Consider the following 26,693-nt stretch of genomic DNA (forward strand, 5'->3'; position numbering starts at 1 on the left):
AGGCCGCCGCGGTTGCCCGCGGCGGCCTCGGCACAGACGTGGCTCAGTTACCCTGCGGCATCTCGCCGCGCGCCAGGCGCGCATTGATGTCGCGGACCACCGCTGGCAGCTCGGCGATGGTCTCGATCAGGTAGTGCGGACGCGCACCTTCGAACATCTGTTCGATACGCGTCCGCTCGCGCTCCAGTTCGGCCGCCGGCAGCGCCTTGTACTGCTCGTAGGTGAGGCCCAGAGCATTGCCCGAGCAGGTCAGCGCCACCGTCCACATGCCGGCGCGGCGCCCTTCGAGGATACCCGGCCAGGTGTCGTCGACCTTCACGCAGGCCGCCACATCGTCGATCCCCAGGGCGATCACGTTGGCCAGCGCCTGGGCCGGCCATGGCCGGCCGTTGGGCACTTCGTCGGTGGCCACCACGTGGTCGGCGACGTAGCCGTTGGTCTCGGCCAGGGCTACCACCTTCTCCATCACCACCGCCGGGTAGCCGGAACAGGAACCGATCTTCAGGCCCATCCCGCGGAGTTCGGCGATCGCCTGCAGGGCGCCGGGGATCAGCGCCGAATGTTCGGCGATCTTTTCGATCTGCAGCGGCATGAAGCGCTCGTAGATGGCGGTGACATCGTCGTCGCTGGGCAGGCGGCCGAAGGCGGCGCAGTAGCGCTCGGCGATCGCCGGGATGTCGCAGAGCGTGCGGATGTGGTCCCACTTGCCCATTCCCATCGGACCGCGCGCCTCCTCCAGGCTGACCTGGACGCCGAATTCGGCGAAGGCCTCGACGAATATCTGGGTCGGCGCGAAGGAGCCGAAATCGACCACGGTTCCCGCCCAGTCGAGGATGGCGGCCTGGAGGGTGGCTGGCTGGTTGTAATTCATTGTCGTGAACCCTTTTCTGCTCGTTGTCGTTCAGTTCAGATCTCGAGGACTTCCAGTTCGCGCAGCGCCTCGCCGATGGCGGCGACCGCCTGCTGCATCTCCGCGGCGTCGACGTGGCCGATGCAGCCGACGCGGAAGGTTTCCACCTGGGTCAGCTTGCCCGGATAGAGGATGAAGCCCTTCTCCCGCACGCGTTGGTAGAAGTCGGCGAAGCGGTAGCGCGGATCGCGCGGCGCGTGGAAGGTAACGATGATCGGCGCCTGGATTTCCGCCGGCAGGAAGCTGCGGAAACCGAGCCGGGCCATCTCGCCGAGCAGCGTTTCGCAATTGCCCGCGTAGCGCCGCTGGCGCGCCGGCAGGCCGCCCTCCTCTTCGTACTGGCTGAGCGCTTCGTGCAGGGCGGCGACCACATGGGTCGGCGGGGTGAAGCGCCACTGCCCGGTCTTGCGCATGTAGGCGTGCTGGTCCTGCAGGTCCATGGCCAGGGAGTGGCAGTTGCCGGCGCTGGCTTCCAGGGCGGCGCTGCGGGCGAAGACGAAGCCCATCCCGGGGACGCCCTCCAGGCACTTGCCGGAGGCGGCGATCAAGGCATCGAACGGAACTTTCCGGGCATCGATCCCGATCGCCCCGAAGGAGCTCATGGCATCGACGATCAGGCGCTTGCCGTGACGCTCGACGACCTTGGCGATGGCCTCGAGCGGATTGAGGATGCCGGTGCTGGTCTCGCAGTGGATCAGCGCCACATGGCTGATCGCCGGATCGGCGGCCAGCAGGCGCTCGACGTCAGCGGCGGTGGTCGGCACGTTCTCTTCGGTCTCGAAGGTGCTGAAGGGCCGTTGCAGGACCTCGCAGATCTTCGCCAGGCGCTTGCCGTAGGCACCGTTGATCAACACCAGGACCTTGCCGTCGCGCGGCACCAGGGTGCCGATCGCCGCTTCCACGGCGAAGGTGCCGCTGCCCTGCAACGGTACGCAGGTGTGGCTGCCTTCGCCGCCGACGATCTTCAGCAGGCGCTGGCAGACGCTGGCGGTGAGTTCGTTGAAATCGCTGTCCCAGGAGCCCCAGTCGACCATCATCGCCCGACGGGTACGGTAGGAGGTGGTCAGCGGACCGGGGGTCAGCAGGATGGGTGCGCGTTCGGCAGTGCTCATGCTCATTTCCTCTGCGGGAATCGGCGAAAGAAACCGGATCGGGCTTCGCGGTCCGGGCGGTCGTTCCGCGCCGGCGTTCCGGGGAAGCCTGGAGACATAAGGTGAGCGCCGCGCTACTATCGTTCAAATTGTTTGTTCCGATGCCAGCCATAAGCCAGGCCGATACCATGAATCTCTTCCAGCTCCGCGCCTTCGACGCCGTCGCCCGCGAAGGCAGTTTCACCCGCGCCGCCGAGCGCCTGTGTATCAGCCAACCGGCGGTGACCGGACACGTCAAGGCACTCGAGGAGCACTACCAGGTCACCCTGTTCCGACGCACCGCCCGGCGCATCGAACTGACCGAGGAAGGCTCGCGCCTGGTGGCGATCACACGCACCCTGTTCGCCCTGGAGGAAGAAGCCGAGGCCCTGCTCGACGCCAATCGACAATTGGTCTCCGGCCGCCTCGAGGTCGCCGCCGACGGCCCGCACCTGGTGATGCCGATGCTCGCCCGGCTGCGCGCGAGCTATCCGGGAATCACCGTCAACCTGCGCTTGGGCAACGCCCAGGAAACCCTCGCGGCGCTGCTCAGCGAACACGTCGACGTCGCCGTGCTGACCGAGGTCGAGGCGCGTCCCGGGCTGTTCCTGGAGGAGTTGGTGAATTCGCGCATCTGCGCCCTGCTGCCTCGCCAGCATCCCTGGTGCGAACGCAGCGAAGGCGTACCGCTGGAAGAACTCGACCAGCAGATCATGGTGCTGCGCGAACCCGGCTCGATCACCCGCCGCACCTTCGACCGCGCCTGCGCCAGCCAGGGCGTGCAGCCGCGGGTGCTGCTGGAGCTGGACAGCCGGGAAGCGGTGACCGAAGCGGTGGCCGCCGAACTGGGCGTCGGCGTGGTGTCTTCCCTGGAGGTCGGCAACGATCCGCGGGTTCGCGCGGTGCCGCTGGTCGGTCCCGAGCTGACCAACTGCCACCTGATCGGCTGCCTGGAGAAGCGCCGCGGCCTACGGGTGATCAGGGCGTTCCTGGAACTGGCGGCGGCCTGAGTCGCGCCGTCAGCTCCAGTGACGCTCGCGGGTGCGGCGGTCTTCGCCGAAGCCGAACAGCGAGGCCAGCGAATACACGATCAGCTCGGCGATCCAGGCGACCAGCAAGGCGCAGCCCAGGCCCCAGGCGATCACCTCGGGCTTGAGCAGGACCTGGTAGCTGTAGCTGGCATAGGTTTCCATCAGCAACTCATGGTTCGGTGCGCGCAGCATGTGCCAGGCGCGGGCGTACCAGGGCCCCTGCATGGCCTGCCACTCGGCGTCGAGCATGCGCGCGCGGCGCATCAGGCGGTCGAGGTTCTCGCCGTCGCGCTGGAACACCGGATCGCTGTTGCTGCGGTAATGCCTGACCAGTTCCTCCAGGCTGCCGTTGAAGAACTGCCCGGCGGTCTGCTGGAAGCCCTGGATGTTCTGCGCGGCCTCCAGGCGATGGGCGTCGACGCGTTTGGCGTAGTCGTCGATGAAGCCGGGCACCTGCACCCCGAGCAGCAGGCCCAGGGTGAACAGCACCAGTCTCAGGTAACTGCGGAACATGCGCTCTCCTCGTCCACGGCGGCGATTCAGACCCGCCCCTTGGCCAACACCTCGCCGCCCCACCAGAGGACCCACTCGCCGCTCTGCTGCAAGGTCCAGTTCTCGTTGTCGGTGAGCGGCTCGGTGGCGATCACCGTGACCACGTCGTCCGGCGTGGTTTCCGCATGGAAGTCCACGGTCAGGTCGGCATCCTTCAACCGCGCCGGGCCGAACGGCGCGCGGCGGGTAATGTAGGCGAGTTTGCTGGAGCAGAAGGTGAACAGCCAGTCGCCGTCGCTGATCAGGGCATTGAACACGCCTTTCTTGCGATATTCGTCACAGGCCGAGATCAGCACCGGCAACAGCACCTCCACCGGCACCGGCTCGGGGAAAGCCCGGCGCACGCGGTTCAGCAGGTCGCAGAAGGCCGCCTCGCTGTCGGTCTCGCCGACCGGGCGGTAGAAGCCGGGCTTGGGCTGGAAGTCGGCCAGTTGGCCATTGTGCGCGAAGGTCCAGTAGCGCCCGCCGAGTTCGCGGATGAAGGGGTGGGTGTTGCTCAGCCCGACCTTGCCGACGTTGGCCTGGCGGATGTGCCCGATGACCGTCTCGCTCTTGATCGGGAAGCGCTGCACCAGCCGCGCCACCTCCGAATCGACGCTCGCCAGCGGGTCCTGGAACAGCCGCACGCCGCGTCCTTCGTAGAAGGCGATGCCCCAACCGTCGCGGTGCGGGCCGGTGCCGCCGCCGCGCTGCATCAGTCCGGTGAAGCTGAAGACGATGTCCGTCGGGACGTTGGCGCTCATGCCCAATAGTTCACACATGGCTCAAACCTCCCTGAGCAAGGCTGTACGTAGTAGTTCTCCTTCCCGCTGCAGACGCGCCTGCAGGCTCGCGCGACCGATCGGCAGGAAACGGGTCAGGGCGCGCCAGAGCAGTCGCGGCAGGTCGCCGCGACGCCGGGGAATCAGGTGCAGATGCAGGTGCGCCACGTGCTGGTTGGCCGCCACGCCATCGTTGAGCAACAGGTTGATGCCTTCCACGCCGAAACCGGCCCGGCGCAACGCGCGACCGGTACGCTCGGCGAGCGCCGGGAGGGCGTCGCGGGCGGCGGCGGAAAGATCGCTCAGGTGCGGGGCGTGCTCGCGGGCTACGATCAGCACGTGCGCCGGTCGCAGCGGAAAGATGTCCAGCAGGACGATGAAATGCTCGTCCTCGAAGAGTCTGTGCGCCGGCTCGCGGCCACCCGCTATGGCGCAGAACACGCAATCCATGGGAAATCCCGACATAGGCCTCGCCTCATGCTGAACGCCTGCCGGGCGTAGTGCAAGAATGGATTTCGTCGCGAAAGGCTACAGGCGCGGCTCGATGCGCATGCGCCGGTCGCCGTGCTCGTCGGTGCGGGTGTCGACGTCCGGCATCAACTCGGGCTGCATCATCTGCCGCAGGGTCGGCTCGTCCTCGGCATCCTGCGACGGATGCCGGCGATTCTTCCAGGCCCGCTCCAGCGGCCAGCGGATGGCGGCGATCAGCAGGTACAGGCCGAAACCCAGCAGCGCCACCAGGGCCAGGTCGGAGACCGCGCGCCAGGCGTTGTTGCCGACCTTGAACACGACGTCCAGCGCGGTGATGGCGATGGCCGGGGCGTAGAGGTCATTCTGCGGGTCCACCGGAGTCGGCGTGAACAGCAGGATGAAGACGATCAGCCGCAGGGGTTCGCGCAGCCAGCGCCACATCCAGCCGGTCATCAGCCAGAACACCAGCATCAGGCCGAGTCCGGCGATGGCGTAGGCGCCCCAGGCGATCAGATAGTCTTGTTCATTCATGCGGCGTGCGTGGCGATAGCGGTGATGGGGGGCTTATGATAGCCGCTTTTGCATGCCGACGCGCCTACCCACCGATGGCGGGCGCCGCGCCGCCAGTTTTATTCAGATTTCCCGGCCTCGCGCATGGCCGGATCGACGAGGATTCCCGATGCCCCATCCGCAGCCCCCCATCGCCCGCCGCGACGCCGGACGCGACCCCTACGCCTGGCTGGAGGAGCGCGACGCCCCGGAGGTGCTCGACTACCTGAAGGCCGAGAACGCCTACCTGGATAGCGAACTGGCCGACCAGGCCGGGTTGCGCGAGACCCTGTTCGAGGAGATCAGGGGACGCATCCGCGAGACCGACCTGTCGTTGCCCAGTCCCTGGGGTCCGTGGCTGTACTACCAGCGCACCACCGCCGGCGATGAATACCCGCGCCACTACCGCTGCCCACGTCCGGCGGACGGCAGCCTGGCGGTCGACGAAGGCGCCGAGCAACTGTTGCTCGATCCCAACCAGTTGGCCGACGGCGGCTTCCTCTCCCTCGGCGCCTTCAGCATCAGCCCCGACCAGAGCCTGCTGGCCTACAGCCTGGACACCAGCGGCGACGAGATCTACCGCCTGTTCGTCAAGGACCTCGCCAGCGGCTCGGTGCAGGCCCTGCCCTTCGACGACTGCGACGGCAGCCTGACCTGGGCCAACGACAACCGCACACTGTTCTTCGGCGAACTGGACGACACCCACCGCCCGCACAAGCTCTATCGCCACCGCCTGGGCGAGGCCGGCGCCGAGCTGGTGTTCGAGGAAGGCGACGGGCGCTTCTTCCTGCACTGCTACCGCTCCAGCTCGGAACGCCAGCTGATCCTCCTGCTCAACAGCAAGACCACCAGCGAGGCCTGGGTGCTCGACGCCGACCAGCCGCAGGGAACGTTCCGCTGCCTGGCGCCGCGCGAGGAAGGCCATGAGTACTACCCCGACCACGGTCGCCTCGACGGCCGGGGCCTGTGGTTGATCCGCAGCAACCAGGCGGGGATCAACTTCGCCCTCTACCAGGCCGAGGAGACGCGGCCGACTCGCGAGCACTGGCAACTGCGCGTGGCCCACGACCCGCAGCGGACCCTGGAAGATGTCAGCCTGAACGCCGAGGCGGTGATCCTCGGCCTGCGCGACGGCGGCCTGCCGGTGATCGAGGTGCAACCGCAGGGCCTGCCGGCCTACCGCGTGCAGTTGCCGGACGCCGCCTACAGCCTCTATGTGCAGGACAGCCTGGAATTCGACAGCCCCTGCGTGCGACTGCGCTACGAGGCCCTGAACCGTCCGGCGCAGGTACGCCAGTTGAACCTCGCCGATGGCACGCAGACCGTCCTCAAGCAGACCCCGGTGGAAGGCCCCTTCGACGCCGACGCCTACGCCAGTCGGCGCATCTGGGCCAGCAGCGGCGACGGCACGCAGGTGCCGGTCAGCCTGGTGGCGCGCAAGGAAGTCCTCGACGGCATCGCCGCCGGGCGCCCCGCGCCGCTCTATCTCTATGGCTACGGCGCCTACGGGCATAGCCTCGATCCCTGGTTCTCCCACGCCCGCCTGAGCCTGCTCGAACGCGGCTTCGTCTTCGCCATCGCCCATGTCCGTGGCGGCGGCGAACTGGGCGAAGCCTGGTACCGGGCCGGCAAGCTGGAACACAAGCAGAACAGCTTCGACGACTTCATCGCCTGCGCCGAGCACCTGCTCGCCGAGGGCTACTGCCGTCCCGAGGGACTCGCCATCAGCGGCGGCAGCGCCGGCGGGCTGTTGATCGGCGCGGTGCTCAACCAGCGCCCGCAACTATTCGGCGCGGCGATCGCCGAGGTGCCGTTCGTCGACGTGCTGAACAGCATGCTCAATCCGGACCTGCCGCTGACCGTCACCGAATACGATGAGTGGGGCAACCCGCAGGAGCCCGAGGTGCATGCGCGGATCGCCGCCTACGCGCCCTACGAGAACGTCAGGGCCCAGGACTACCCGCACCTGCTGGTGGTCGCCGGCTACAACGACAGCCGCGTGCAGTACTGGGAAGCCGCCAAGTGGGTGGCGAAACTGCGGGCGACCAGGACCGACGCCAACCTGCTGCTGCTCAAGACCGACCTCGGCGCCGGCCACGGCGGCATGAGCGGCCGCTACCAGGGGCTGAAGGACGTGGCGCTGGAATACGCCTTCCTGCTCAAGGTCCTCGGCCTGGTATGACGACCGCGGGGGCCGGCGACGCCGGCCTTCCGCCACGAAAAAGGGAACCTTCGTGAAACGACGCTTCTGGCCCGCCATGGGCCTGCTCGCCGCGATCATGCTGGCCGTCTACCTGGCGAATCCGTTCGGCACCGCCAGTCTCGACCCGCGCGCGCGGCTCCTCGGCGTGGCGCTGTACAAGATCCCTTCGCGCTCGATGGAACCGACCTTGCAACAGGGCGACTTCATCCTCGCCAACGCCGCGCGCTACGCCTTCGCCGACCCGCAGGTCGGCGACCTGGTGGTGTTCCGCTTCCCGCCGCAGCGCAGCATCGCCTATGTGAAGCGCATCGCCGGGATACCCGGCGATCGCGTGCGAATCGATGGCGGCCGGCTCTACGTCAATGACCACCAGGTGACCGAGCCCTACCTGGCGCAGCAGGCGCTGCGCCAGCCGGACTCCCTGCGCATGGCCGAGCGGACCGTCCCCGCCGGCCTCTACTTCATGCTCGGCGACAACCGCGACAACTCCAACGACAGCCGCTACTGGGGCTACGTACCGCGCGCCGACCTGGTCGGCCGGGTGTTCGTCGTCTGGTATGCCGAGGACACCCGGCGCATCGGTTCGGTGCGCTGACGCCCCTCAGAAGAACTGGGTGACGCTGATCTTGGCGTTGCGTCCCTGGCTGTAGACCAGGTCGCCGCCCAGCGGCTGGCGATAGGAGCGGTTGAACAGGTTGTCCACGGTGAAGTCGATGCGGGTGTCCTTCAGGCCCAGCTTGGCCGGGACCCACTCGGCGAACAGCCGATGGGTGTCGTAGCTGTCGTTGGCCGCGTGATCCCAGTAGATATCGCCGGAACCGGTACCCATCCCGCCGCTGTAGCGATCGCTGGGCAGGCGGTCGGTCTTGCGCACGAACTCGCCCTGCCAGCCGAGCTTGGCGTCCCATTCCGGAACCTTCAGGCCGAGCATGGCCACCCACTTCGGCGGCGGGATGTCGCGCGCCCACACGTTCGGTCCCCAGGGATTGCTGTAGGCACCATCGTGCTTGCCGGTCATCCACGAGTAGGACAGGCTGCCGAACAGTCGCTGGCTGTCGTAGAAGCTCTCGATCTCGAAGCCCTTGATGGTCAGGCCCGGCAGGTTGCGGTAGTTGCTCAGCGGCAGCATGTCGCCGCAGCTACCGCCGATACTGCCGTTGTCGATCGACTGCTGGCGGCAGCCGACGCTGCGGGTGCGGAATATCTCGTCCTTGATGCGGTTCTGGAACAACGTGGTGCGGATCTGCAGGCTGTCGCCGGCGACCAGCAGGTCCGGCAGGTTGATCACGCTGCCGCCACGGATCGCATGGATGCGCTCGGCGTCCAGGTCGCGGCTGCTGCCGCCGATGGTCGAACTGTTCTGCACTTCGTACTGTTCGTCGATCACCGGCGCTCGCCAGGTCTCGGTGTAGTCGGCGAAGAACGCCAGGTTCGGCGTCGCGGTCCAGAACACCGACAGCCGCGGCGACCAGCCGGAGTAGGTCTGGGCGCGATAGTCATGGCCGAGCTTGGGATTGTCGTAGATCGGCGCCAGGTTGGCCTGGCCGTCGTTGCGCACGCTGTCGAAGCGCATCGATGGAGTGACGGTCAGGCTGCCGTAGGTGATCGCGTCCTGGATGTAGAAGCTCTGCGTGTCCTGCTTGCCGGCCGGCATGAATGCCGGTTGCAGCCAGCCGTAGTTGTAGCGCGGGGTCTCATAGGTCTTGCCCGGCATGTGCATGAGGATGTCGCGCTTGTGCTTGTGCAGCGCCGCGCCCAAGGTCAGCTCGTGCTGTAGCGCTCCGGTATCGAAACGGCTGGTGTTGCGCAGTTCCAGGACCTTGTCCTGGTACTCGGTACGCATCCGCTTGCCGCCGGTGGCGAGCTGGTAGAAGGCGGTGTCCTCGCGACGGTCGAGTTGCTCGGTGCGGGCGTCGGAATAGCTCAGTTGCAGGTCGATCCAGGGATTGTCCAGCGGATGGTAGTTGTACTTGCCGGTCCAGGTGGTGTCGGTGGTATCGCGGTGGGCCAGCAGGCGGGTCAGGCCCAGCTCGTAGCCGTAACGGTCGATGGTCCACTGGCTCGGCGGGGTCGGGTAGCTGCTGGCGGAGAACGGCGTCCAGCGCGAGCTTTTCGAGCGCAGGTAGGTGAAGCCCAGGTCGTGCTCCTCGGTGGGGTGCAGGTTGAGCTTGAACAGGCCGGTCTTCTCGTCCTGGGCGCTGTTGGGCAGGCGCTTGGGGTTGATCGGGTAGTCGGTGGGCGACAGCGGCAGGTTGTCGGCCAGCTTCATGTCGCGGCCGTCGCGGCCGTTGAGGTAGAGCAGGGCATCGACGCGGCGGTCTTCGCTGCGACCGAACACGGCGCCGGAGTAGATCTTCTGCTGGTCGTTGGAGTGATAGCCGTACTTGAGCATGGCGCCGACGTCGCGGCCTTCGCGCAGCAGGTCCGGCGCGTCCTTGGTCTCCATGTGCACGGTGCCGCCGAAGCCGCCATTGCCGGTGAACACCGAGTGCGGCCCCTTCTCCACCTCGATGCGCTTGATCATTTCCGGTTCGATGAACACGGTGCCTTGCTGGTAACGCTCGAAGCCGCTCTTCTGCGCGCCGTCCAGGGTATAGGGCACGTCCTCGGCGTCACCCAGGCCCCAGATGTTGGTGGTCTGTCCGCCCGGCTTGGGCGAGCCGCCCATGGTCACTCCGGGCAGGGTCTGCAGCAGGCTGGGGATGTTGTCCGCCTGCTGGCGTTCGATATCCCGCCGGGTCAGGGTCGAACGGCCGACGTTGCTGGCGTCCACTTCGCGACCGTTGCCGACGATGGTCTGCGCGTCCAGTTGCAGTGCGTTGTCGCTGTAGGCGTCGACCTGGCGCTGGCGCACCACGTAGCCGCCGCCCGCCTCCACCAGCTCCAGCTCGGAACCGACCAGCAACCGCTCCAGCGCCTCGCGCACCCCGTAGCTGCCGCTCAGCGCCGGAGCGCGCAGGCCCCGCAGGAGCGACTCGTCGAACAGCACCTGGACCTGCGCCTGCTGCGCCAGGCGCGACAGCGAGGCGGCCAGCGGCTGCGCCGGCAGGTCGAAGCGTCGTTCGGCAGCGCTGGCGCCGGCGGCCCACAACGCGGCGCCGAGCACGGCGGCGGAACACAGCGGGCGCCAGGCGGCGCGGGTGAAAGGCAAGGTCATGCTGGAACTCTCCCCAAGTGACTGCTGGATGTCGCCGGCAGCGGCGACGGACAGCAGAGAAGACGCAGCAGGGAGAAAAACCCACATATGCGAATGAAAAATATTTTCATTAATGCTGACGACGCGCCTCAGCGCGCCAGGATCAGCACCTCACCGCCAGCCTGCGGCTGTACCCGCACCGGCAATAGCGCCGGCAGAGCGAGGAGAAAATCGTCGGGGCGGGCGATCCGCACCGTACCGGAGACCCGCTTGCCGGCAAGCCGGGGATCTCCCAGGCGGATCGGCGCGGCACGATAGCGCGACAGTTCCTCCACCAGTTCGCCCAGCGGCTTGTCGCGGAACACCAGTTGCCCATCGCGCCAACTGGCGACCTGCTCCGGCGCCACATGGCCGAGTTCCAGGCGCTGGTCGGCGAGGTCCAGGCGCGCGCTGTCGCCAGCCAGCAGCACATGTTCGGCATCCTTCTCCAGGGACGGCTGCAACGCCACGCGCCCCTGTTTCACCGCCACGGCGAGGGCCTGCGCGTTGCGCCGGACGCTGAACTGGGTACCGAGTACGGTGACCCGGCTGTCGCCGCTGCCGACCCGGAACGGCCGGGCCGGATCGTGGCTGACCACGAAGAACACCTCGCCTTTCTTCAACAGCACGTCGCGGGTGCGCTCGGCGTAACGCACCTGCACTTGGGTATCGACGTCGAGGAACAGCTTCGAGCCGTCCGCCAGGACCACCTCGCGCTGCTCGCCAGGCGCCGTGCCGTAGGCGAGGTTCGGCCCGAGCGACTGGTCGCGCCAGAACAGGGTGGCGACGAGCAGCGCGCAGAACACGAAGAACGCCGCCGCCAGCGCCCGGGGCAGGCGCCAGGCCGGCACCGGTTCGGGAATATCGTCCAGCGCCGGGCGCGGCAGGCCGTCGAATTCGCGCCAGAGCCGCTCCATGCCCTCGAGCGCTTCGCGATGGCGCGGATCGGCGCATAGCCAATCCTCCAGCTCGGCCCGGCAGGCAGCGCTGAAATGCCCGGAACGACGCCGGCTGAACCAGTAGGCGGCGCGGTGATCGATGTCCTCTTCGGTTTCGTCGGCGAACAGCGGTTCCAGTCGTTCCAGCGGCTTCATCCTTCGCCTCCCTGGCCAAGCCGCCGCTTGCAGTGCAGCAAGGCGCTGGCGATGTGCTTTTCCACCATGCTCAGGGAGATTCCCATGCGCTCGGCCACTTCGACCTGGGACAGGCCGTCGAACTTGTGCAGGACGAACGCTTCGCGCCGCCGCGGCGGCAGCTCGGCCAGCGCGGCCGCCAGGTGGCTGAGGCGCTGCTGCTGTTCGAAACGCTCGCCCGGCCCGGCCGCCTCGCCTTCCAGCGCGGCGGGTTCGTCGTTCGCCGCCGGCCGGTCGAGATCCTGGCCGCGGCTCTGCTGCCGGCGCCAATGGTCGCGCAACAGGTTGCGGGCGATCTGGAAAAGAAATGCGCGCGGCTGCTCGACCGATTGCCGGCCCGGCCATTTCAGCCACTGGGCGAAAGTATCCTGGGCGAGGTCGGCGGCGTCCGCCGAACTGCCCAGGTGCTTGCGCAGGAAGCGCAGCAACTCGCCATGGAACGCCTGATAGGCATGCGAGACGGAACCACGGAAGCGCTCATCCATCCGTGCATCCTCCGGCGGCGCCCCCCGCGCCGTTGACCCGCTGCAACACCTCGCCTCCCCGCTTCCGTCGGATACGGAAGTCCCTTCGCAAATATGCGAATGATAATACATATCATTTCACAAGGTAAGGAAGTGCGACGGACGCGAGCTCAGCCGGCGCGGAAGATCAGGTAGTCCTCCCAGTCGTCCTCGGCCACCTGGGTCTCGCTGAGCATGCGCCCGGACTGGGAAATGCGTTCCTTGTGGACCCGCTCCGGGTCGCCGCAGACCAGGTGGTGCCAGAGCGGCAGGTCCTTGCCTTCGGCAACCAGGCGATAGCCGCAGGTCGGCGGCAACCACTGGAACTCGTCGGCCTGCGCCGGGGTGAGCTGGATGCAGTCGGGGACGAAACGGATGCGCTCGGCGTAGTTGGTGCAGCGGCAGCTTTGCAGGTCGAGCAGCTTGCAGGCGATACGCGTGTAGTAGACGCTGCCGTCGTCCTCGTCCTCGAGCTTCTGCAGGCAGCACAGGCCGCAACCGTCGCACAGCGACTCCCACTCGTCCTGGTCGAGTTGGGCGAGGGTCTTGCGTTTCCAGAAGGGTTCGACTTTGGCGGCCATGGCATCGGGGGCTGGTGAAAAGGCGCGATAGTCTAGTCCCCCGCCCCTTCCAGGCCAAGCACCGGCCGGCACATGGCTACTTCAGGTAGGAACGCAGCGCGGTCACCACCAGCTCCAGGTCTTCGCGACGCTGTTCCGCGCTCGCCTGCTCGGCGCCGAGGTGTTCGCGGATGTGCCCCTCCAGCACTTCGTTCATCAGGCCGTTCACCGCACCGCGGATCGCCGCGATCTGCTGCAGCACTGCCGCGCATTCGCTGCCCTCTTCCAGCGCCTGCTCCAGCGCCCGGGTCTGCCCGGCGATCCGGCGCACCCGCGCCAGGAGCTTCTTCTTCCCATGGATGGTATGGGCCACCGCTCTCTCCTCAAGGTAATATACTGGGGTATAGTATATTTTCGACGTCTCGACAGGACAGTAGCAAATGCCCGGCACCCCGACTACCCAGCCCCTGCGCCATTCCCATCGGTTCGACCAGGGCAACCCGCTGGCCGAGCGCAACACGCGCTGGGCGGTATTGCTCACCGCCTGCATGATGGTCGCGGAAATCGCCGGCGGCTGGCTGTTCAACTCCATGGCCCTGCTCGCCGACGGCTGGCACATGAGTTCCCATGCCCTGGCCCTGGGTCTTGCGATACTCGCCTACGGCGCCGCGCGGCGCTATGCCGACGACCCGCGCTTCAGCTTCGGTACCTGGAAGATCGAGGTGCTCGGCAGCTACACCAGCGCCCTGCTGCTTCTGCTGGTGGCCGTGCTGATGCTCTACCAATCGGTCGAACGCCTGCTCGACCCCAGCCCGATCCACTACCAGCAGGCGATGCTGGTCGCCGCGCTCGGCCTGCTGGTCAACCTCGCCTGTGCCTGGCTGCTGCGCGACGGCCATGTCCACCATGGGCACGGCCACTCGCACCACGACCACGACCACGACCATCATGCCCACCGGCACGACCTGAATCTGCGCGCCGCCTACCTGCACGTGCTGGCGGATGCCGCCACCTCGCTGCTGGCGATCGTCGCGCTGGCCGGCGGCCTGCTGTGGAACGCGGCCTGGCTGGACCCGCTGATGGGTATCGTCGGCGCGGTACTGGTCAGTGTCTGGGCATGCGGCCTGATCCGGCAGAGCAGTCGGGTATTGCTGGATGCGCAGATGGATGCGCCGGTGGCTGCGGAAATCCGCGCGGCGATCGCCAGCAGCCCGCTGCCGGCGGAACTGCTCGACCTGCACCTATGGCAGGTCGGCCAGGGCAAGTACGCCTGCCTGCTGAGTCTGCTGACCACCGAGGAAGGCAGCGCCGACTATTTCAAGCGCCGCCTGGCCGAGCATGAGGAACTGGTGCACATCACCGTCGAGGTGAATCCGCTGCTCCCGCTCGCTGCCTGAGGGAACGCGGCTCAGTAGCCGCGAGCGAAGTCCACCTCGCCACGCATGGCGGTGCCCGCCCAGAAGCGCGCGAGGTTGTCGCGGAACAGTTCGACCATCGCCCCCGGCAGGGTCGGCGCGGCGGTGTGGCCGGTCAGCAAGAGGCGCGGGGTATGCCAGAACAGGTGGTTGGCCGGCAGCGGCTCTTCGCGGCAGACGTCGATCACCGCGCCGGCCAGTTGGTTGTTCTCCAGCGCCGCCACCAAGTCGGCGTCCACCACCGCGACGCCACGCCCGGCGTTGATGAACAGCGCCGTGGATTTGAGCCGGGCGAACAGCGCACGGTCGTAGATGTCGTGGGTATCGGGGGTGTCGGGCAGCAGGTTGATCAGGTAGTCGGCCGTCTCCACCAGGCGGCCGAGGTCGTCGAGCGAGCCCATGCGGTTGAACGGCACCAGCGAACGCGGATTCTTCGCCACCCCGGTCAGGTCCATGCCGAAGCCGGACAGGGTATGCGCCACCGCCTGGCCGATCTCCCCGGTACCCACGATCACCGCCTGCCGGCCACGCAACCCGCCAGGCGTGCGGCTATCCCATTGCGAACCGACCTGGCTGGCCAGGCGACCGAGGAACTGGCGCTCGTGGGCGAGCATGTAGGTCAGCAGGTATTCACTCATCACCTGGCCGAAGATGCCTACCGCGCGTGTCAGGCTGTAGTCCTTCGGCAGGTCGGCGGCCAGCAGCGGCGTGATGCCCGCCCAGGTCGACTGCACCCAGACCGGATGCACGCCCTGGCGCAGCATCTGCGCCACCAGGTCGGGCTGGCCGAGCCAGATCGAGCACTCGCTGGCGGCGTCGATGAGTTGCAGGGGGTCGTCCCCCGCCACCACCTTCAGGCTGGGGTCGGCCGCCATCAGCAGCGCGGCATAGAGAGCGTGGTCACGTTCGAGAATCAGCAAGCGCATGGGTCACACTGCCAAGCCGGACAAGGGCTGGCGATCAGGCCGGAGAATATTGTTCTTTCATGCATCACGGCTCCTGGAGGGAAGCCCTCGAGAGCAGCAGGATTGGCGCTGGTAGACCACGGTCGCTGCCAGGGGTTCCGCTATCGTGCGACATCTTGCGGACATCATGCACCGAAGGCGCAGCCTTGCACAGAGCGGGTTTCACGTCGTTAAAGTGGCGCCGGGAAGCCGGCGCCAGCGGGGTACGGCTCGCGTCAGAGCGGGTCGTTCATGCGCAGCAACTCTTCCGGGAGATGCTCGATGTACTCTTCTTCGCCCGGCGGCATCTGCAGGTGGAAGCCCTGCTTCTCGATGTTCTCCAGGACCTTGGCGACATCCTCGCGGGCCAGTTGGCGCTCGGGGGTGAGCAGCAGGTCGAAGACATGTTGCGGCGCGCCGAACGGCACCAGCAGGGCCTCGGGCACGCGGCTCAACGCCTCGCGCTTGTCGACGTAGAGGTACATCTCGTTCTTGCGCGGGCTCTTGTAAACGGAACAGATTCGTTTCATGCGCTCTCCAGGGCGTCCAGCAGGGCCTGGCCCATGCGTTCGCGGCGCCAGCCGCGGAGGGAATCGGGCAGTTCGTAGGGACCGTCGGGATAGCCGCTCTTGAGCAGTGCCTCGAGGATCTTCTTGCGCAGCATCAGCTCGGGCGCCATGCCCAGGGTCTCCGCTTCGCGCTGGCCGATGGCGCGCAGGCTCTTGAGCAGCGGGGTGACCTCCGGCGGCAGCGGCTCGGGCAGCGCCTCGGGCCATTCACTCTGCGGCAGGCGCGCAGCCTGGGCGATCAGTTCGATGAGGAAGTCGCCGTCCTGGCGCACGGTGCGCGGATGCATGTCCTCGATCGCCGCCAGGTCGGTCTTGTTCTTCGGCAGCAGGCGCGCCAGCGGCCACAGGGTGCGTTCGCGCAGCACGTGGTTGCGCGGCCGGTTGCGCAGGCGTGCCTGCTCCTCGCGCCAGGCGCAGAGTTCGCGGAGCACCGCCAGTTGCTGCGGACGCAGCCGCCAACCCAGCTTGACCTCGCGGTAGGCCTCGCGCGGATCGCTCTCGCGGCAGAGGTTGGCGACCAGTTCGGCGCCGTCCTCCAGCAGCCAGGCGCGTTTCTCCTCGCTCAGCCGCGCATCCAGGGCCAGGTAGACCTGGGCGAGGTGCTGGACGTCGTCGGCGGCGTAGCGCATCTGCATCTCGGTGAGCGGCCGTTGCAACCAGTCGGAACGGGTCTCGTCCTTGGGCAGGTCGATGACCAGCACCTCCTTCACCAGCTTCGAATAGCCCATCGAATGGGCCATACCGAGATAGGCGGCGGCCAACTGCGTATCGAACAGCGGCACCGGCAGGCTGCCGGTGAGGCGCAGGAACACCTCGAGGTCTTCGCTACAGGCGTGCAGCACCTTCACCACCCGCTCGTCTTCGAGCAGTTCGGCGAAGGGACTCCAGTCCTGGATCAGCAGCGGATCGATCAGCCACTCCTGCCGGCCATCGCCCACCTGCACCAGACCGGCCGCGGGATAGAAGGTATCGACGCGCATGAACTCGGTATCGAGCGCGAGGTACGGCTGTGTGCGCCATTCCCGGCATTGCTGCGCCAGGCTGGCATCATCGCGGATCCACTGGATTTCGGGCGCGGTCACGAACATCTCCTTGGTCAAGTGCGGCGCATTATATAGAGCCTCGCGCCCTGCGAGCATTCCGCTCGGCACCGCGCTTGCCGATGAACGTAGCGAATGTCCATACTCCGCCCCTTGTCCGACAATCCGAACAAGGGAACTGCATGAAGAAGCTCAGCGGAATAATCGTCCTCCTGCTGGCTGGCGCGGCTCTTTACCTGGCCCTGAAGACCAGCCCGATCGACCCGCTCGCCTGGGATGCCCCGGCCGCTCCGCAGATGACCGGGGTCCTCGAACCCAACGACACCCTGATGAAGGCCGAGCTGCTTGGCCAGGGCCAACTGCACGGCCCCGAGGACACCGCCGTGGACAGCCAGGGCCGCGTCTATGCCGGTCTCGCCGACGGCCGCGTGGTACGCCTGGACGCCAGCGGCAAGGTCGAGACCTTCGTCGACACCGGCGGCCGCCCGCTGGGCATGGACTTCGATGCCGCCGGCAACCTGATCCTCGCCGACGCCTGGAAAGGCCTGTTGCGCATCGATCCGCAGGGCAAGGTGGAAACCCTCGCCACCGAGGCCGACGGCGTCCCCTTCGCCTTCACCGACGACCTCGACATCGCCAGCGACGGCCGCATCTACTTCAGCGACGCTTCCAGCAAGTTCCACCAGCCCGACTACATCCTCGACCTGCTCGAGGCCCGACCGCACGGCCGCCTGCTGCGCTACGACCCGTCCACCGGCAAGACCGAGGTGCTGCTCAAGGACCTGTACTTCGCCAATGGCGTGGCACTCTCGGCAAACGAGGACTTCGTACTGGTCAACGAGACCTACCGCTATCGCATCACCCGCTACTGGCTGAAAGGCGAGAAGGCTGGCCAGCACGAGGTGTTCATCGACAACCTGCCGGGCTTGCCGGACAACCTCCAGGGCGACCGCAAGGGTACCTTCTGGGTGGCCCTGCCGACCCCGCGCAAGGCCGACGCCGACTTCCTCCACCGGCATCCCTGGCTGAAGGCGCAGCTGGCCAAGCTGCCGCGCATGTTCCTGCCCAAGCCGACCGCCTACGGGCTGGTCATCGCCATCGACGAACAGGGCAGGATCGTCCGCAGCCTGCACGACACCAGCGGCCACCACCTGCGCATGATCACCTCGGCGAAGCCGGTGGGCGACCAGCTCTACTTCGGCAGCCTGGAAAACGACCGGATCGGCCGCCTGGCGATCCCTGAAAAAGCCGAGCGTCTAGTCCTGAAATAGGTTTACACCTTGCTCCATCTGGTTCTCCGGAAAATCGGCATGGGAGGTGTAAACCTTATTCAGGACGGGACAGCGGAAACGAAAAAGCCCCGCATCGCGGGGCTTTTTCATGCTTCGGATCAGGCCGCCGAGTCGCTGTCGGCCTTGGCCCGGCGAGGCTTCTTCTTGCCGCCGAGGAGGTGCGAGAACACCGCGTGCAGGTCGCCGGAAGCGTTGTCGCTCTCCAGGTTGAGCTTGCTGTCGATATGCTCCATGTGGTGCATCATCAGGGTCACCGCGCGCTCCTTGTCGCCTTTCTCGATGGCGTCGAGGATCTCGTTGTGCTCGTCGAACGAGCAGTGCGAGCGACCGCCGCTTTCGTACTGGGCGATGATCAGCGAGGTCTGCGACACCAGGCTGCGCTGGAAACTCACCAGAGGAGCGTTGCGCGCCATCTCGGCGAGCTTCAGGTGGAACTCGCCGGACAGGCGGATGCCGGCGCCCCGGTCGCCACGGGCGAAGCTGGATTGTTCCTGCACCACCATCTCGCGCAACTCGGCCAGGCGCTCGGCGGTGGCGTTGTCGGTGGCCAGTTCGGTGATGGCGCGCTCGACGGTGCGGCGGGCGAAAAGGATCTGCCGGGCCTCGTCGATGCTCGGGCTGGCGACCACCGCGCCGCGGTTCGGCCGTAACAGCACCACCTGCTCGTGGGCCAGGCGCGAGAGGGCGCGGCGAATGATGGTGCGGCTGACGCCGAATATCTCGCCGAGCGCTTCCTCGCTCAGCTTGGTGCCGGGGGCCAGGCGTTGTTCGAGGATGGCGTCGAAGATGTGGGCGTAGACGATCTCGTCCTGGGTACCGCTGCGGGCAGCCTTGCCGGTGCGCGGCGGCTTCCTGATGTGTTGCAACTGATCGGTCATCGGTCTCGAACCTTGTGCGTCCGGCTTGTGGCCTGGGCTGATCCTGGCTCACGGGCGTGGGTGAGGCACGCCGGCGGCTGATAGCGAAATAGTGTACACAAGCAGCGGCATCCGGCGCACCACCCCTTTCCGCCCCTCGTTCCGAGCGCGCGGCACCGCCCGGAAGGACGCGTGACGGAAAGCTGATAAAAATGTGGCGAAACACCCTCAAACATTCTTTGACCTTTTTGTATACAAAGGCATAATCGCTCGCACGAGTTCTTGACCCAAAGGTCAGAAAATCGTGCCCTCACATCACCTTCGAGCCGCGTCAGGGACCTGGTAACCAACCGGCCCGCAGGACCTAACAACAAGAGCGATGAGGAGTACCTGCTGTGGAAAGCACCAAACAAGAAGAACAAGGGATCTACGCTGCGACACCGCCCGCCACCGGCCTGCTCGAACGCCTGTTCAAGCTCCGCCAGCATGGTACGACGGTCAGGACCGAGCTGGCGGCCGGGCTGACCACCTTCATCACCATGGCCTACATCATCTTCGTCAATCCCAACATCATGGCCGACGCCGGCATCGACCACGGCGCGGCGTTCGTCGCCACGTGCCTGGCGGCCGCCCTCGGCTGCTTCCTGATGGGCTTGTACGCCAACTGGCCGGTGGGCCTGGCGCCGGGAATGGGGCTGAACGCCTTCTTCACCTACACCGTGGTCGGCACCATGGGCTACAGCTGGCAGATCGCCCTCGGCGCGGTGTTCATCTCCGGGGTGATGTTCATGCTGCTGACCTTCTCCCGGGTCCGCGAATGGCTGCTCAACAGCATCCCCCGCAGCCTCAGGTTCGCCATGGGCGCGGGTGTCGGCCTGTTCCTCGGCCTGATCGGCCTGAAGACCGCCGGCATCGTGGTGGCCAGCCCGGCGACCCTGATCAAGCTCGGCCACCTCACCTCGCCCGGCCCGCTGCTGGCGGCACTGTGCTTCCTGATGATCGCCGTGCTCGAGTACCGCCGGGTGTTCGGCGGCATCCTCATCAGCATCCTCAGCGTCACCCTGGTCGGCTGGGCCCTCGGCCTGGTGCAGTACGGCGGGGTGTTCTCGGCGCCGCCGAGCCTGGCGCCGACCTTCCTGGCGATGGACATCGCCGGCGCGTTCAACGTCACCATGATCAGCGTGATCCTGGCCTTCCTCTTCGTGCACATGTTCGATACCGCCGGCACTCTCATGGGCGTCGCCCAGCGCGCGCACCTGGTGAAGGAGGACGGGCGCATCGAGAACCTGTCGAAGGCGATGAAGGCCGACAGCGCCTCCAGCGTGTTCGGCGGCATGCTCGGTGTCCCGCCGGTGACCAGTTACGTGGAGAGCGCCGCGGGCGTGGCCGCCGGCGGACGTACCGGGCTCACCGCGGTGGTGGTCGGCGTGCTGTTCGTCGCCGCGATGTTCTTTGCCCCGCTGGCCGGGATGATCCCCGCCTTCGCCACCGCCGGCGCGCTGATCTACGTGGCCATGCTGATGATGGGCGGGATGGCGCACATCGACTGGGACGAGCACACCGAAACCATCCCGGCGATCGTCACGGTGATCATGATGCCGCTGACCTTCTCGGTGGCCGACGGTATCGCCCTGGGCTTCATCACCTACGTCGCGATGAAGGTCCTCACCGGCAAGCACCGCGAAGTCTCGGCCAGCCTCTATGCCTTGTTCGTGATCTTCGTCGCCAAGTTCATCTTCCTCTGACCCGCCCGGATGGCGGATGGCCGCACGCGGCTATCCGCCTCGAACCTGTCGTTGCCCCGCAGGGCTCGCGACGCGCAGCTTCATCCCCCGCCCATTCGTACCCTGCGCCGCATTTCCCTTCCTGCCCACGAGTGGCGGATAACCGGCAACCCTCGGCGCACTCCCCGCGAACGAAAAAAAGCCCGCTCGATGGCGGGCCAGGGAAAAGGACTCGGAGAGTCAGTGTTTCGTGGCACGCACCTAGCTGCCGCGATAGGTCGAATAGCTGTAGGGCGAGATCAGCAGCGGTACGTGGTAGTGATCGTCGGCGGAGGCGATGCCGAAACGCAGCACCACCTGGTCGAGGAAGGCCGGCTCCGGCAATTGCACGCCGCGGGCGCGATAGTAGTCGCCGGCGTTGAACACCAGTTGATAGACCCCGGGACGGAAGTCCTCGCCTTGCAGCACCGGCTGGTCGCAGCGGCCGTCGTGGTTGGTCAGGGTGGTGGCGATCAGTTCCAGTTGCTGGCCTTCTACCCGGTACAGCTCGATCTTGATGCCATGGCCGGGGCAGCCGTGTGCGGAATCCAGTACATGCGTGGTCAAACGTCCCATGGGTTGCGGGCGCCCGCTGGCGGACACCACTCCTCCTCTTGCCTTCGTTCGATGGGGATCGCTCCGGGACCTGCCCGGCGCCGCTCGCTTGCAGCCCGCCAGGGAGCCGCTTGCGAAGCAATATAAGTTATCCTTCGATGAATTGTATACAAAAAACACCGCCACAACCGAAAATGCGGCAGCCGCCCCGAAATCGGGCATTCCTTCCACAAGCCCCACCCCGCAGGGCCTCATTCTTCGCTAACTGACCAGTCGGGCAGGTTTTTTGCTGGATGAATGGCAGGGATCGGCAAACAGGATTGTATTTACAGACCGCAGGCAAACTTGTATACAATAAATCCATCACGGCATCCCCGGCCCGTCCGGCCCGCCGCCCCATCCACAATAAGGAACACTGCTGTGAGCGCTGACTACCCACGCGACCTGATCGGATACGGCAACAACCCTCCCCACCCTCACTGGCCCGGCGATGCGCGCATCGCCCTGTCCTTCGTGCTCAATTACGAAGAAGGTGGCGAGCGCTGCGTCCTGCATGGCGACAAGGAGTCCGAGGCGTTCCTTTCCGAAATGGTGGCTGCCCAGCCCTTGCAGGGCGTGCGCCACATGAGCATGGAATCGCTCTACGAATACGGCAGCCGCGCCGGGGTCTGGCGCCTGCTCAAGCTGTTCAAGCGACGCAACGTGCCGCTCACCGTGTTCGCCGTGGCCATGGCGGCGCAGCGCAACCCTGAGGTGATCAGGGCGATGGTCGCCGACGGCCACGAAATCTGCAGCCACGGCTACCGCTGGATCGACTACCAGTACATGGACGAGGCCCAGGAGCGCGAGCACATGCTCGAAGCCATCCGCATCCTCACCGAACTCACCGGCCAGCGCCCGGTGGGCTGGTACACCGGACGCACCGGCCCGAACACCCGGCGCCTGGTGATGGAGGAAGGCGGCTTCCTCTACGACTCCGACACCTACGACGACGACCTGCCCTACTGGGACCCGGCCAGCACCGCGGAGAAACCGCACCTGGTGATTCCCTATACCCTGGACACCAACGACATGCGCTTCACCCAGGTGCAGGGCTTCAACAATGGCGAGCAGTTCTTCCAGTACCTGAAGGACGCCTTCGACGTGCTCTACGAAGAAGGCGCGACGGCGCCGAAGATGCTCTCCATCGGCCTGCATTGCCGGTTGATCGGTCGCCCGGCGCGGATGGCCGCCCTGGAGCGCTTCATCCAGTACGCGCAGAGCCACGACAAGGTCTGGTTCGCCCGCCGCGAAGACATCGCCCGCCATTGGCACCGTGAGCATCCTTTCCAGGAGACCGAGGCATGAGCCGTTTCCAGACCCTGACCCCCGCCTCGCTGTCCCGCGAGGCCTTCGTCGAAGCCTTCGCCGACATCTACGAACACTCCCCCTGGGTCGCCGAGAAGGCCTATGACCTGGGCATCGACGACAGCCTCAACGATATCGAGGGCCTGCACCAGCGCATGGCCGACATTCTCCTGTCGGCAAGCCGCGAAGCCCAGCTGGCGCTGATCAACGCCCACCCGGACCTCGCCGGCAAGGCGGCGATCCGTGGCGAACTGACCGCCTCCAGCACCTCCGAGCAGGCCGGCGCCGGGATTCACGAATGCAGCGCCGAGGAGTTCGCCCGCTTCACCGAACTCAACGACGCCTACAAGGCCAGGTTCGGCTTCCCCTTCATCAAGGCGGTGAAGGGCAGCAACCGCCATCAGATCCTGGCGGCATTCGAGGAACGCATCCAGCACTCCGCCGACGAGGAGTTCGCTACTGCGCTGGCCGAGATCAACAAGATCGCCCTGTTCCGCCTGCAGCAGCTCTGAGGCCTGCGGAGACGAGCATGAACGCCGAACACTCGCCCTTCCGCCACTATCTCGACCTCGCCGACGCACGCCTGGGCAGCCAGGTGGTCGCCGTCAGCGACGAATGGTTCGCCCCGGCCAGCCGCATGCTGCAGGCCGGCGAACCGGTGTGGAAGGAAGGCGTATTCGACGACAGCGGCAAGTGGATGGACGGCTGGGAAACCCGCCGCAAGCGCTTCGAGGGCCATGACCAGGCGGTGATCCGCCTGGGTGTGCCGGGCGTGCTGAAGGGCGTCGACATCGACACCCGCTTCTTCACCGGCAACCATCCGCCGGCGGCTTCCCTGGATGGCTGCTTCTGCACCGAAGGCGACCCGGACGACAGCACGTCCTGGAGCGAAGTGCTGCCGGCGGTGGGGCTGCAGGGCGATAGCCATCACTACCACCCGATAGACGACGAACGTCCCTGGACCCACCTGCGTCTGAACATCTACCCGGACGGCGGTATCGCCCGCCTGCGCCTCTATGGCGTGCCCTACCGCGACTGGAGCAGCCAGCCGCCGGGAACGGCGCTCGACCTGGCCGCAGCGGTCAACGGCGGCCGGGCGCTGGCCTGTTCCGACCAGCATTTCGGACGCATGGGCAACCTGCTCAACCCCGGACGTGCCATCAACATGGGCGACGGCTGGGAAACCGGCCGCCGCCGCACGCCGGGCCACGACTGGGTGATCGTCGCCCTCGGCCATCCCGGCAGCATCGAGGCGGCGGTCGTCGATACCTTGCACTTCAAGGGCAACTATCCAGAAAGCTGCAGCATTCAGGCCGCCTTCGTGGAAGGCGGAAACGAGGCCCGGATCGAGGCACAGAGCCTCTTCTGGCGCGAGCTGCTGCCAGCGCAGAAGCTGGAAATGCACCAGGAACATCGGTTCGAGCGGCACCTCAACGCCCTCGGCCCGATCACCCATGTACGCCTGAACATCTTTCCCGACGGCGGCGTCAGCCGCCTGCGCCTGTTCGGCAGGCCACAATTACCGTGAGACCCGGGCCCCGCGTGCGTCCGGAATACAACAAACAGAATCGACAGGATCAGTATGCGCACTCTCAAGATCGAGCCGTTGACCAAGGAAGCCTTCGCCCCGTTCGGTGACGTGATCGAAACCGCCGGCAGCGACTATTTCATGATCAACAACGGCTCCACCCGCCGTTATCACAAGCTGGCCACGGTCGAGACCGCGCAACCGGAAGATAACGCGATCATCAGCATCTTCAGCGCCGAGAAGCTGGAAATGCCGTTGCGCATCCGCATGCTGGAACGCCATCCGCTGGGCAGCCAGGCCTTCATCCCGCTGCTCGGCAACCCCTTTCTGGTCGTGGTCGCGCCACTTGGCGATGTACCTGTACCGGGCCTCGTCCGCGCCTTCCTGACCAACGGAAGGCAGGGCGTCAATTACCACCGCGGCGTCTGGCACCATCCGGTGCTGACGATCGAAAAGCGGGATGACTTCCTGGTGGTCGATCGCAGCGGTTCCGGGAACAACTGCGACGAGCATTTCTTCACCGAGGACGAACAGCTCCTCCTCGACCCCCAATCAAACCAATAAGAGAGGTCCTGCCGCCGGTCCGCCGGCCAGGGCAAGAGGTACAAGACTGTGGAAGCACATCTCATCGAATGGCTGAACCTGCTGGTGCGCTGGATTCACATGATCGTCGGGATCGCGTGGATCGGCGCTTCGTTCTATTTCGTCTGGCTGGAGAACAACCTCAACCGCAGCAACCCGCGTGAAGGCCTGTCCGGAGACCTCTGGGCAATCCACGGTGGCGGCATCTACCACCTGGAGAAGTACAAGCTGGCTCCGCCGAAAATGCCGGAGAACCTGCACTGGTTCAAATGGGAGGCCTACTCCACCTGGATGTCCGGGGTGGTGTTGCTGACCATCGTGTTCTACCTGAACCCGACCCTCTACCTGATCGCCCCCGGCAGCGACCTGGCGCCGGCGGCGGCCATCGCCATCGGTATCGGTTCGCTGGTCTGCGGCTGGTTCGTCTACACCATCCTCTGCGATTCGGCGCTGGGCAAGACCCCTGCCCTGCTCGGCCTGGTCCTGTTCGTCCTGCTGGTCGCCGCCGCCTACGGCCTGACCCAGGTGTTCAGCGGCCGCGGCGCCTACCTGCACGTCGGCGCGATCATCGGCACCATCATGGTCGGCAACGTGTTCAGGGTGATCATGCCGGCCCAGCGCGCGCTGGTGAAAGCCATCGAAGAAAACCGCGAGCCCGATCCGGTGCTGCCGGCCAAGGGCCTGCTGCGCTCCCGGCACAACAACTACTTCACCCTGCCGGTGCTGTTCATCATGATCAGCAACCACTTCCCGAGCACCTACGGCAGCCAGTACAACTGGCTGATCCTGGCCGCCATCGCGGTGCTCGCGGTACTGGTACGCCACTACTTCAACACCCGCCACGAAAGCAACCGCTTCGCCTGGGCACTGCCCGCCGGCGCGCTGGGCATGATCGCCCTGGCCTTCGTCACCACGCCGAACTACCAGCAGGCTTCCGCACCGCTGGCCAGCACCCCGGCGGCGGCACCGGCACAACCGGCGACCGGCGGCGACGCACCAACCGCGCCCGCCGCGCCCCAGGCCTCCAATGCCGGGACCGCGAGCGGAGCCGACTTCGACAAGGTCCATCACGTGATCCAGGAGCGCTGCACCGTCTGCCACTCGGCGAAACCGACCAGCCAGCTGTTCAGCACCGCGCCAGGCGGGATCATGCTCGACACCCCGCAGCAGATCCAGCAACTGGCACCGAAGATCCAGGCCCAGGCCGTGGCCTCGCAGATCATGCCGCTGGGCAACATCACGCAGATGACCCAGGAAGAACGCAACCTGATCGGCAGCTGGATCGCCAAGGGCGCACAGATCAACTGAGCCTTGGCCGAAAGGCGAAGAACCGCACCTCCGGTTCCCCGCAGCAGAACAACCCTGCTGGCCCTACCCCAAAAGCCCTCTCCATAGAGGGCTTTTGGCCATAACTCGCCATATCTTTCAGCCCCCAACCTCTCCGATAACTCACTTTCCTTCACCCTGGGCCGATGGAACGAAACCGTGCGGCGCGATCTTCGCCTACCTTGCCAATGAAGAACTGTGCAACTTTTTGGTTGATAACGTTGTGGATAGAACGCTAGGGAACAAATACCCAAAGGGCTCCGAGAGAGTGCGCAACTTTTTGCAAGCGGTGCGCAAAAAGTTGCGCAATTTTCAGTGTTCTTCCCATGAGAATCGCCAGCGAATTTTTGGTTTCCCCCAATAACGCCTTGATGGAAAAGAGTTTCAAGACCAGTGGCACAGTTCTTGTCTAGCACCGGTGACCCCGGCATATCGCCTGGGCACTTTCAACGACAAGGAACGTATCCATGGCAACCCCCGCCTATATGTCCATCACC

General features: G+C 66.2%; 27 protein-coding genes. 11 read left to right on the top strand and 16 right to left on the bottom strand.

Annotated features, from left to right (window positions below; translation table 11 throughout):
- Positions 1–43 precede the first annotated feature (43 nt).
- Both phnX and phnW read right to left on the bottom strand, forming a co-directional pair.
- On the bottom strand, positions 44–871 hold the full coding sequence (gene phnX, locus HMPREF2914_RS02330) for a phosphonoacetaldehyde hydrolase (RefSeq protein ID WP_023083052.1): 828 nt from the start codon (positions 869–871) through the stop codon (positions 44–46).
- 35 nt (positions 872–906) lie between these two features.
- Complete coding sequence (gene phnW / locus HMPREF2914_RS02335) at positions 907–2,022, bottom strand: 2-aminoethylphosphonate--pyruvate transaminase (RefSeq protein ID WP_023092017.1); 1,116 nt, start codon at positions 2,020–2,022, stop codon at positions 907–909.
- A gap of 167 nt (positions 2,023–2,189) precedes the next feature.
- Between phnW and HMPREF2914_RS02340 the strand changes: the two genes are divergently transcribed.
- Positions 2,190–3,050, top strand: coding sequence for a LysR substrate-binding domain-containing protein (locus tag HMPREF2914_RS02340; protein WP_003109262.1), 861 nt, complete (start codon positions 2,190–2,192; stop codon positions 3,048–3,050).
- A 9-nt stretch (positions 3,051–3,059) separates the two neighbouring features.
- Here HMPREF2914_RS02340 and HMPREF2914_RS02345 read toward each other — a convergent pair whose 3' ends face one another.
- The 4 genes from HMPREF2914_RS02345 to HMPREF2914_RS02360 form a co-directional block, all read right to left on the bottom strand.
- Complete coding sequence (locus HMPREF2914_RS02345) at positions 3,060–3,584, bottom strand: DUF2937 family protein (RefSeq protein ID WP_003086848.1); 525 nt, start codon at positions 3,582–3,584, stop codon at positions 3,060–3,062.
- Between the two features lie 26 nt (positions 3,585–3,610).
- Positions 3,611–4,384: a class II glutamine amidotransferase gene (locus HMPREF2914_RS02350; RefSeq protein ID WP_003082680.1), complete on the bottom strand. Its 774-nt coding sequence runs from the start codon at positions 4,382–4,384 to the stop codon at positions 3,611–3,613.
- 3 nt (positions 4,385–4,387) lie between these two features.
- Positions 4,388–4,849 (bottom strand): HIT family protein, encoded by a 462-nt coding sequence (locus tag HMPREF2914_RS02355; protein WP_003086845.1) that lies wholly within the window; start codon positions 4,847–4,849, stop codon positions 4,388–4,390.
- A 63-nt stretch (positions 4,850–4,912) separates the two neighbouring features.
- Positions 4,913–5,386 carry a hypothetical protein gene (locus HMPREF2914_RS02360; protein ID WP_003086834.1) on the bottom strand — a complete coding sequence of 158 codons (474 nt, stop codon included), beginning with the start codon at positions 5,384–5,386 and terminating at the stop codon, positions 4,913–4,915.
- 148 nt (positions 5,387–5,534) lie between these two features.
- Here HMPREF2914_RS02360 and HMPREF2914_RS02365 point away from each other — a divergent pair, with 148 nt between their 5' ends.
- Positions 5,535–7,586, top strand: coding sequence for a S9 family peptidase (locus tag HMPREF2914_RS02365; protein ID WP_023092018.1), 2,052 nt, complete (start codon positions 5,535–5,537; stop codon positions 7,584–7,586).
- A 76-nt stretch (positions 7,587–7,662) separates the two neighbouring features.
- On the top strand, positions 7,663–8,202 hold the full coding sequence (gene lepB, locus HMPREF2914_RS02370) for a signal peptidase I (protein ID WP_003109265.1): 540 nt from the start codon (positions 7,663–7,665) through the stop codon (positions 8,200–8,202).
- Positions 8,203–8,208: 6 nt separating this feature from the next.
- Here the strand turns inward: lepB and hxuC are convergent, their stop codons facing one another.
- The 5 genes from hxuC to HMPREF2914_RS02395 form a co-directional block, all read right to left on the bottom strand.
- Entirely contained in the window at positions 8,209–10,764 is a 2,556-nt protein-coding gene (hxuC, locus tag HMPREF2914_RS02375) for a heme receptor HxuC (protein ID WP_014603684.1), read from the bottom strand.
- 128 nt (positions 10,765–10,892) lie between these two features.
- On the bottom strand, positions 10,893–11,876 hold the full coding sequence (locus tag HMPREF2914_RS02380) for a FecR family protein (protein WP_003109267.1): 984 nt from the start codon (positions 11,874–11,876) through the stop codon (positions 10,893–10,895).
- Positions 11,873–12,400 (bottom strand): RNA polymerase sigma factor, encoded by a 528-nt coding sequence (locus tag HMPREF2914_RS02385; protein ID WP_003082669.1) that lies wholly within the window; start codon positions 12,398–12,400, stop codon positions 11,873–11,875. Before HMPREF2914_RS02385 ends, HMPREF2914_RS02380 begins: the two co-directional genes overlap by 4 nt.
- Positions 12,401–12,549: 149 nt before the next feature.
- A complete protein-coding gene (locus tag HMPREF2914_RS02390) occupies positions 12,550–12,999 on the bottom strand; it encodes a YcgN family cysteine cluster protein (protein ID WP_003082662.1) in 450 nt (149 codons plus the stop codon).
- A 76-nt stretch (positions 13,000–13,075) separates the two neighbouring features.
- On the bottom strand, positions 13,076–13,351 hold the full coding sequence (locus HMPREF2914_RS02395) for a metal/formaldehyde-sensitive transcriptional repressor (protein ID WP_003082658.1): 276 nt from the start codon (positions 13,349–13,351) through the stop codon (positions 13,076–13,078).
- A 67-nt stretch (positions 13,352–13,418) separates the two neighbouring features.
- Here HMPREF2914_RS02395 and aitP point away from each other — a divergent pair, with 67 nt between their 5' ends.
- Complete coding sequence (gene aitP / locus HMPREF2914_RS02400) at positions 13,419–14,375, top strand: CDF family iron/cobalt efflux transporter AitP (RefSeq protein ID WP_023092019.1); 957 nt, start codon at positions 13,419–13,421, stop codon at positions 14,373–14,375.
- 11 nt (positions 14,376–14,386) lie between these two features.
- On the opposite strand, the gene HMPREF2914_RS02405 is transcribed toward aitP, so the two are convergent.
- From HMPREF2914_RS02405 to rnd, 3 genes are all read right to left on the bottom strand, one after another.
- Positions 14,387–15,319, bottom strand: a complete 933-nt coding sequence (locus tag HMPREF2914_RS02405) for a D-2-hydroxyacid dehydrogenase (RefSeq protein WP_003086815.1) — start codon at positions 15,317–15,319, stop codon at positions 14,387–14,389.
- Positions 15,320–15,573: 254 nt separating this feature from the next.
- Complete coding sequence (locus HMPREF2914_RS02410) at positions 15,574–15,867, bottom strand: YcgL domain-containing protein (RefSeq protein ID WP_003082651.1); 294 nt, start codon at positions 15,865–15,867, stop codon at positions 15,574–15,576.
- Positions 15,864–16,988 carry a ribonuclease D gene (gene rnd, locus HMPREF2914_RS02415; RefSeq protein ID WP_023092020.1) on the bottom strand — a complete coding sequence of 375 codons (1,125 nt, stop codon included), beginning with the start codon at positions 16,986–16,988 and terminating at the stop codon, positions 15,864–15,866. Before rnd ends, HMPREF2914_RS02410 begins: the two co-directional genes overlap by 4 nt.
- A gap of 140 nt (positions 16,989–17,128) precedes the next feature.
- Between rnd and HMPREF2914_RS02420 the strand changes: the two genes are divergently transcribed.
- Positions 17,129–18,217, top strand: coding sequence for an SMP-30/gluconolactonase/LRE family protein (locus HMPREF2914_RS02420; protein WP_023092021.1), 1,089 nt, complete (start codon positions 17,129–17,131; stop codon positions 18,215–18,217).
- A gap of 119 nt (positions 18,218–18,336) precedes the next feature.
- Here the strand turns inward: HMPREF2914_RS02420 and HMPREF2914_RS02425 are convergent, their stop codons facing one another.
- Positions 18,337–19,116: a GntR family transcriptional regulator gene (locus HMPREF2914_RS02425; protein WP_003083340.1), complete on the bottom strand. Its 780-nt coding sequence runs from the start codon at positions 19,114–19,116 to the stop codon at positions 18,337–18,339.
- A gap of 374 nt (positions 19,117–19,490) precedes the next feature.
- On the opposite strand from HMPREF2914_RS02425, the gene HMPREF2914_RS02430 reads away from it, so the two are divergent.
- Positions 19,491–20,840: an NCS2 family permease gene (locus tag HMPREF2914_RS02430; protein WP_003087209.1), complete on the top strand. Its 1,350-nt coding sequence runs from the start codon at positions 19,491–19,493 to the stop codon at positions 20,838–20,840.
- Positions 20,841–21,080: 240 nt separating this feature from the next.
- On the opposite strand, the gene uraH is transcribed toward HMPREF2914_RS02430, so the two are convergent.
- Entirely contained in the window at positions 21,081–21,461 is a 381-nt protein-coding gene (gene uraH / locus HMPREF2914_RS02435) for a hydroxyisourate hydrolase (protein ID WP_003087207.1), read from the bottom strand.
- A gap of 372 nt (positions 21,462–21,833) precedes the next feature.
- Here uraH and puuE point away from each other — a divergent pair, with 372 nt between their 5' ends.
- Genes puuE through HMPREF2914_RS02460 form a run of 5 tightly spaced genes read left to right on the top strand, consistent with a single transcriptional unit; the run spans position 21,834 to position 26,178 of the window.
- On the top strand, positions 21,834–22,760 hold the full coding sequence (gene puuE / locus HMPREF2914_RS02440) for an allantoinase PuuE (protein WP_003083336.1): 927 nt from the start codon (positions 21,834–21,836) through the stop codon (positions 22,758–22,760).
- Positions 22,757–23,272: a 2-oxo-4-hydroxy-4-carboxy-5-ureidoimidazoline decarboxylase gene (gene uraD, locus HMPREF2914_RS02445; RefSeq protein WP_003087205.1), complete on the top strand. Its 516-nt coding sequence runs from the start codon at positions 22,757–22,759 to the stop codon at positions 23,270–23,272. The genes puuE and uraD overlap by 4 nt, the downstream gene beginning before the upstream one ends.
- 17 nt (positions 23,273–23,289) lie before the next feature.
- Positions 23,290–24,288: an allantoicase gene (gene alc / locus HMPREF2914_RS02450; protein ID WP_003120468.1), complete on the top strand. Its 999-nt coding sequence runs from the start codon at positions 23,290–23,292 to the stop codon at positions 24,286–24,288.
- Positions 24,289–24,342: 54 nt separating this feature from the next.
- Positions 24,343–24,852, top strand: coding sequence for an ureidoglycolate lyase (locus HMPREF2914_RS02455; protein WP_003083329.1), 510 nt, complete (start codon positions 24,343–24,345; stop codon positions 24,850–24,852).
- Positions 24,853–24,900: 48 nt separating this feature from the next.
- Entirely contained in the window at positions 24,901–26,178 is a 1,278-nt protein-coding gene (locus tag HMPREF2914_RS02460) for a urate hydroxylase PuuD (RefSeq protein ID WP_003087201.1), read from the top strand.
- Positions 26,179–26,693: the final 515 nt, after the last annotated feature.

This window comes from Pseudomonas sp. HMSC067G02, assembly GCF_001813485.1.
Lineage (GTDB): Bacteria > Pseudomonadota > Gammaproteobacteria > Pseudomonadales > Pseudomonadaceae > Pseudomonas > Pseudomonas aeruginosa.

What these genes read in the sequence shown, in the direction of transcription:
- alc (WP_003120468.1), top strand. Translation starts at nt 23,290, where the DNA reads ATGAACGCCGAACACTCGCCCTTCCGCCACTATCTCGACCTCGCCGAC.
- aitP (WP_023092019.1), top strand. Translation starts at nt 13,419, where the DNA reads ATGCCCGGCACCCCGACTACCCAGCCCCTGCGCCATTCCCATCGGTTC.
- HMPREF2914_RS02350 (WP_003082680.1), bottom strand. Translation starts at nt 4,384, where the DNA reads ATGTGTGAACTATTGGGCATGAGCGCCAACGTCCCGACGGACATCGTC.
- hxuC (WP_014603684.1), bottom strand. Translation starts at nt 10,764, where the DNA reads ATGACCTTGCCTTTCACCCGCGCCGCCTGGCGCCCGCTGTGTTCCGCC.
- HMPREF2914_RS02455 (WP_003083329.1), top strand. Translation starts at nt 24,343, where the DNA reads ATGCGCACTCTCAAGATCGAGCCGTTGACCAAGGAAGCCTTCGCCCCG.
- lepB (WP_003109265.1), top strand. Translation starts at nt 7,663, where the DNA reads ATGGGCCTGCTCGCCGCGATCATGCTGGCCGTCTACCTGGCGAATCCG.
- HMPREF2914_RS02410 (WP_003082651.1), bottom strand. Translation starts at nt 15,867, where the DNA reads ATGAAACGAATCTGTTCCGTTTACAAGAGCCCGCGCAAGAACGAGATG.
- HMPREF2914_RS02340 (WP_003109262.1), top strand. Translation starts at nt 2,190, where the DNA reads ATGAATCTCTTCCAGCTCCGCGCCTTCGACGCCGTCGCCCGCGAAGGC.
- phnX (WP_023083052.1), bottom strand. Translation starts at nt 871, where the DNA reads ATGAATTACAACCAGCCAGCCACCCTCCAGGCCGCCATCCTCGACTGG.
- HMPREF2914_RS02345 (WP_003086848.1), bottom strand. Translation starts at nt 3,584, where the DNA reads ATGTTCCGCAGTTACCTGAGACTGGTGCTGTTCACCCTGGGCCTGCTG.
- HMPREF2914_RS02420 (WP_023092021.1), top strand. Translation starts at nt 17,129, where the DNA reads ATGAAGAAGCTCAGCGGAATAATCGTCCTCCTGCTGGCTGGCGCGGCT.
- phnW (WP_023092017.1), bottom strand. Translation starts at nt 2,022, where the DNA reads ATGAGCACTGCCGAACGCGCACCCATCCTGCTGACCCCCGGTCCGCTG.
- HMPREF2914_RS02365 (WP_023092018.1), top strand. Translation starts at nt 5,535, where the DNA reads ATGCCCCATCCGCAGCCCCCCATCGCCCGCCGCGACGCCGGACGCGAC.
- HMPREF2914_RS02380 (WP_003109267.1), bottom strand. Translation starts at nt 11,876, where the DNA reads ATGAAGCCGCTGGAACGACTGGAACCGCTGTTCGCCGACGAAACCGAA.
- HMPREF2914_RS02390 (WP_003082662.1), bottom strand. Translation starts at nt 12,999, where the DNA reads ATGGCCGCCAAAGTCGAACCCTTCTGGAAACGCAAGACCCTCGCCCAA.
- HMPREF2914_RS02360 (WP_003086834.1), bottom strand. Translation starts at nt 5,386, where the DNA reads ATGAATGAACAAGACTATCTGATCGCCTGGGGCGCCTACGCCATCGCC.
- HMPREF2914_RS02385 (WP_003082669.1), bottom strand. Translation starts at nt 12,400, where the DNA reads ATGGATGAGCGCTTCCGTGGTTCCGTCTCGCATGCCTATCAGGCGTTC.
- HMPREF2914_RS02405 (WP_003086815.1), bottom strand. Translation starts at nt 15,319, where the DNA reads ATGCGCTTGCTGATTCTCGAACGTGACCACGCTCTCTATGCCGCGCTG.
- uraD (WP_003087205.1), top strand. Translation starts at nt 22,757, where the DNA reads ATGAGCCGTTTCCAGACCCTGACCCCCGCCTCGCTGTCCCGCGAGGCC.
- HMPREF2914_RS02425 (WP_003083340.1), bottom strand. Translation starts at nt 19,116, where the DNA reads ATGACCGATCAGTTGCAACACATCAGGAAGCCGCCGCGCACCGGCAAG.
- HMPREF2914_RS02355 (WP_003086845.1), bottom strand. Translation starts at nt 4,849, where the DNA reads ATGTCGGGATTTCCCATGGATTGCGTGTTCTGCGCCATAGCGGGTGGC.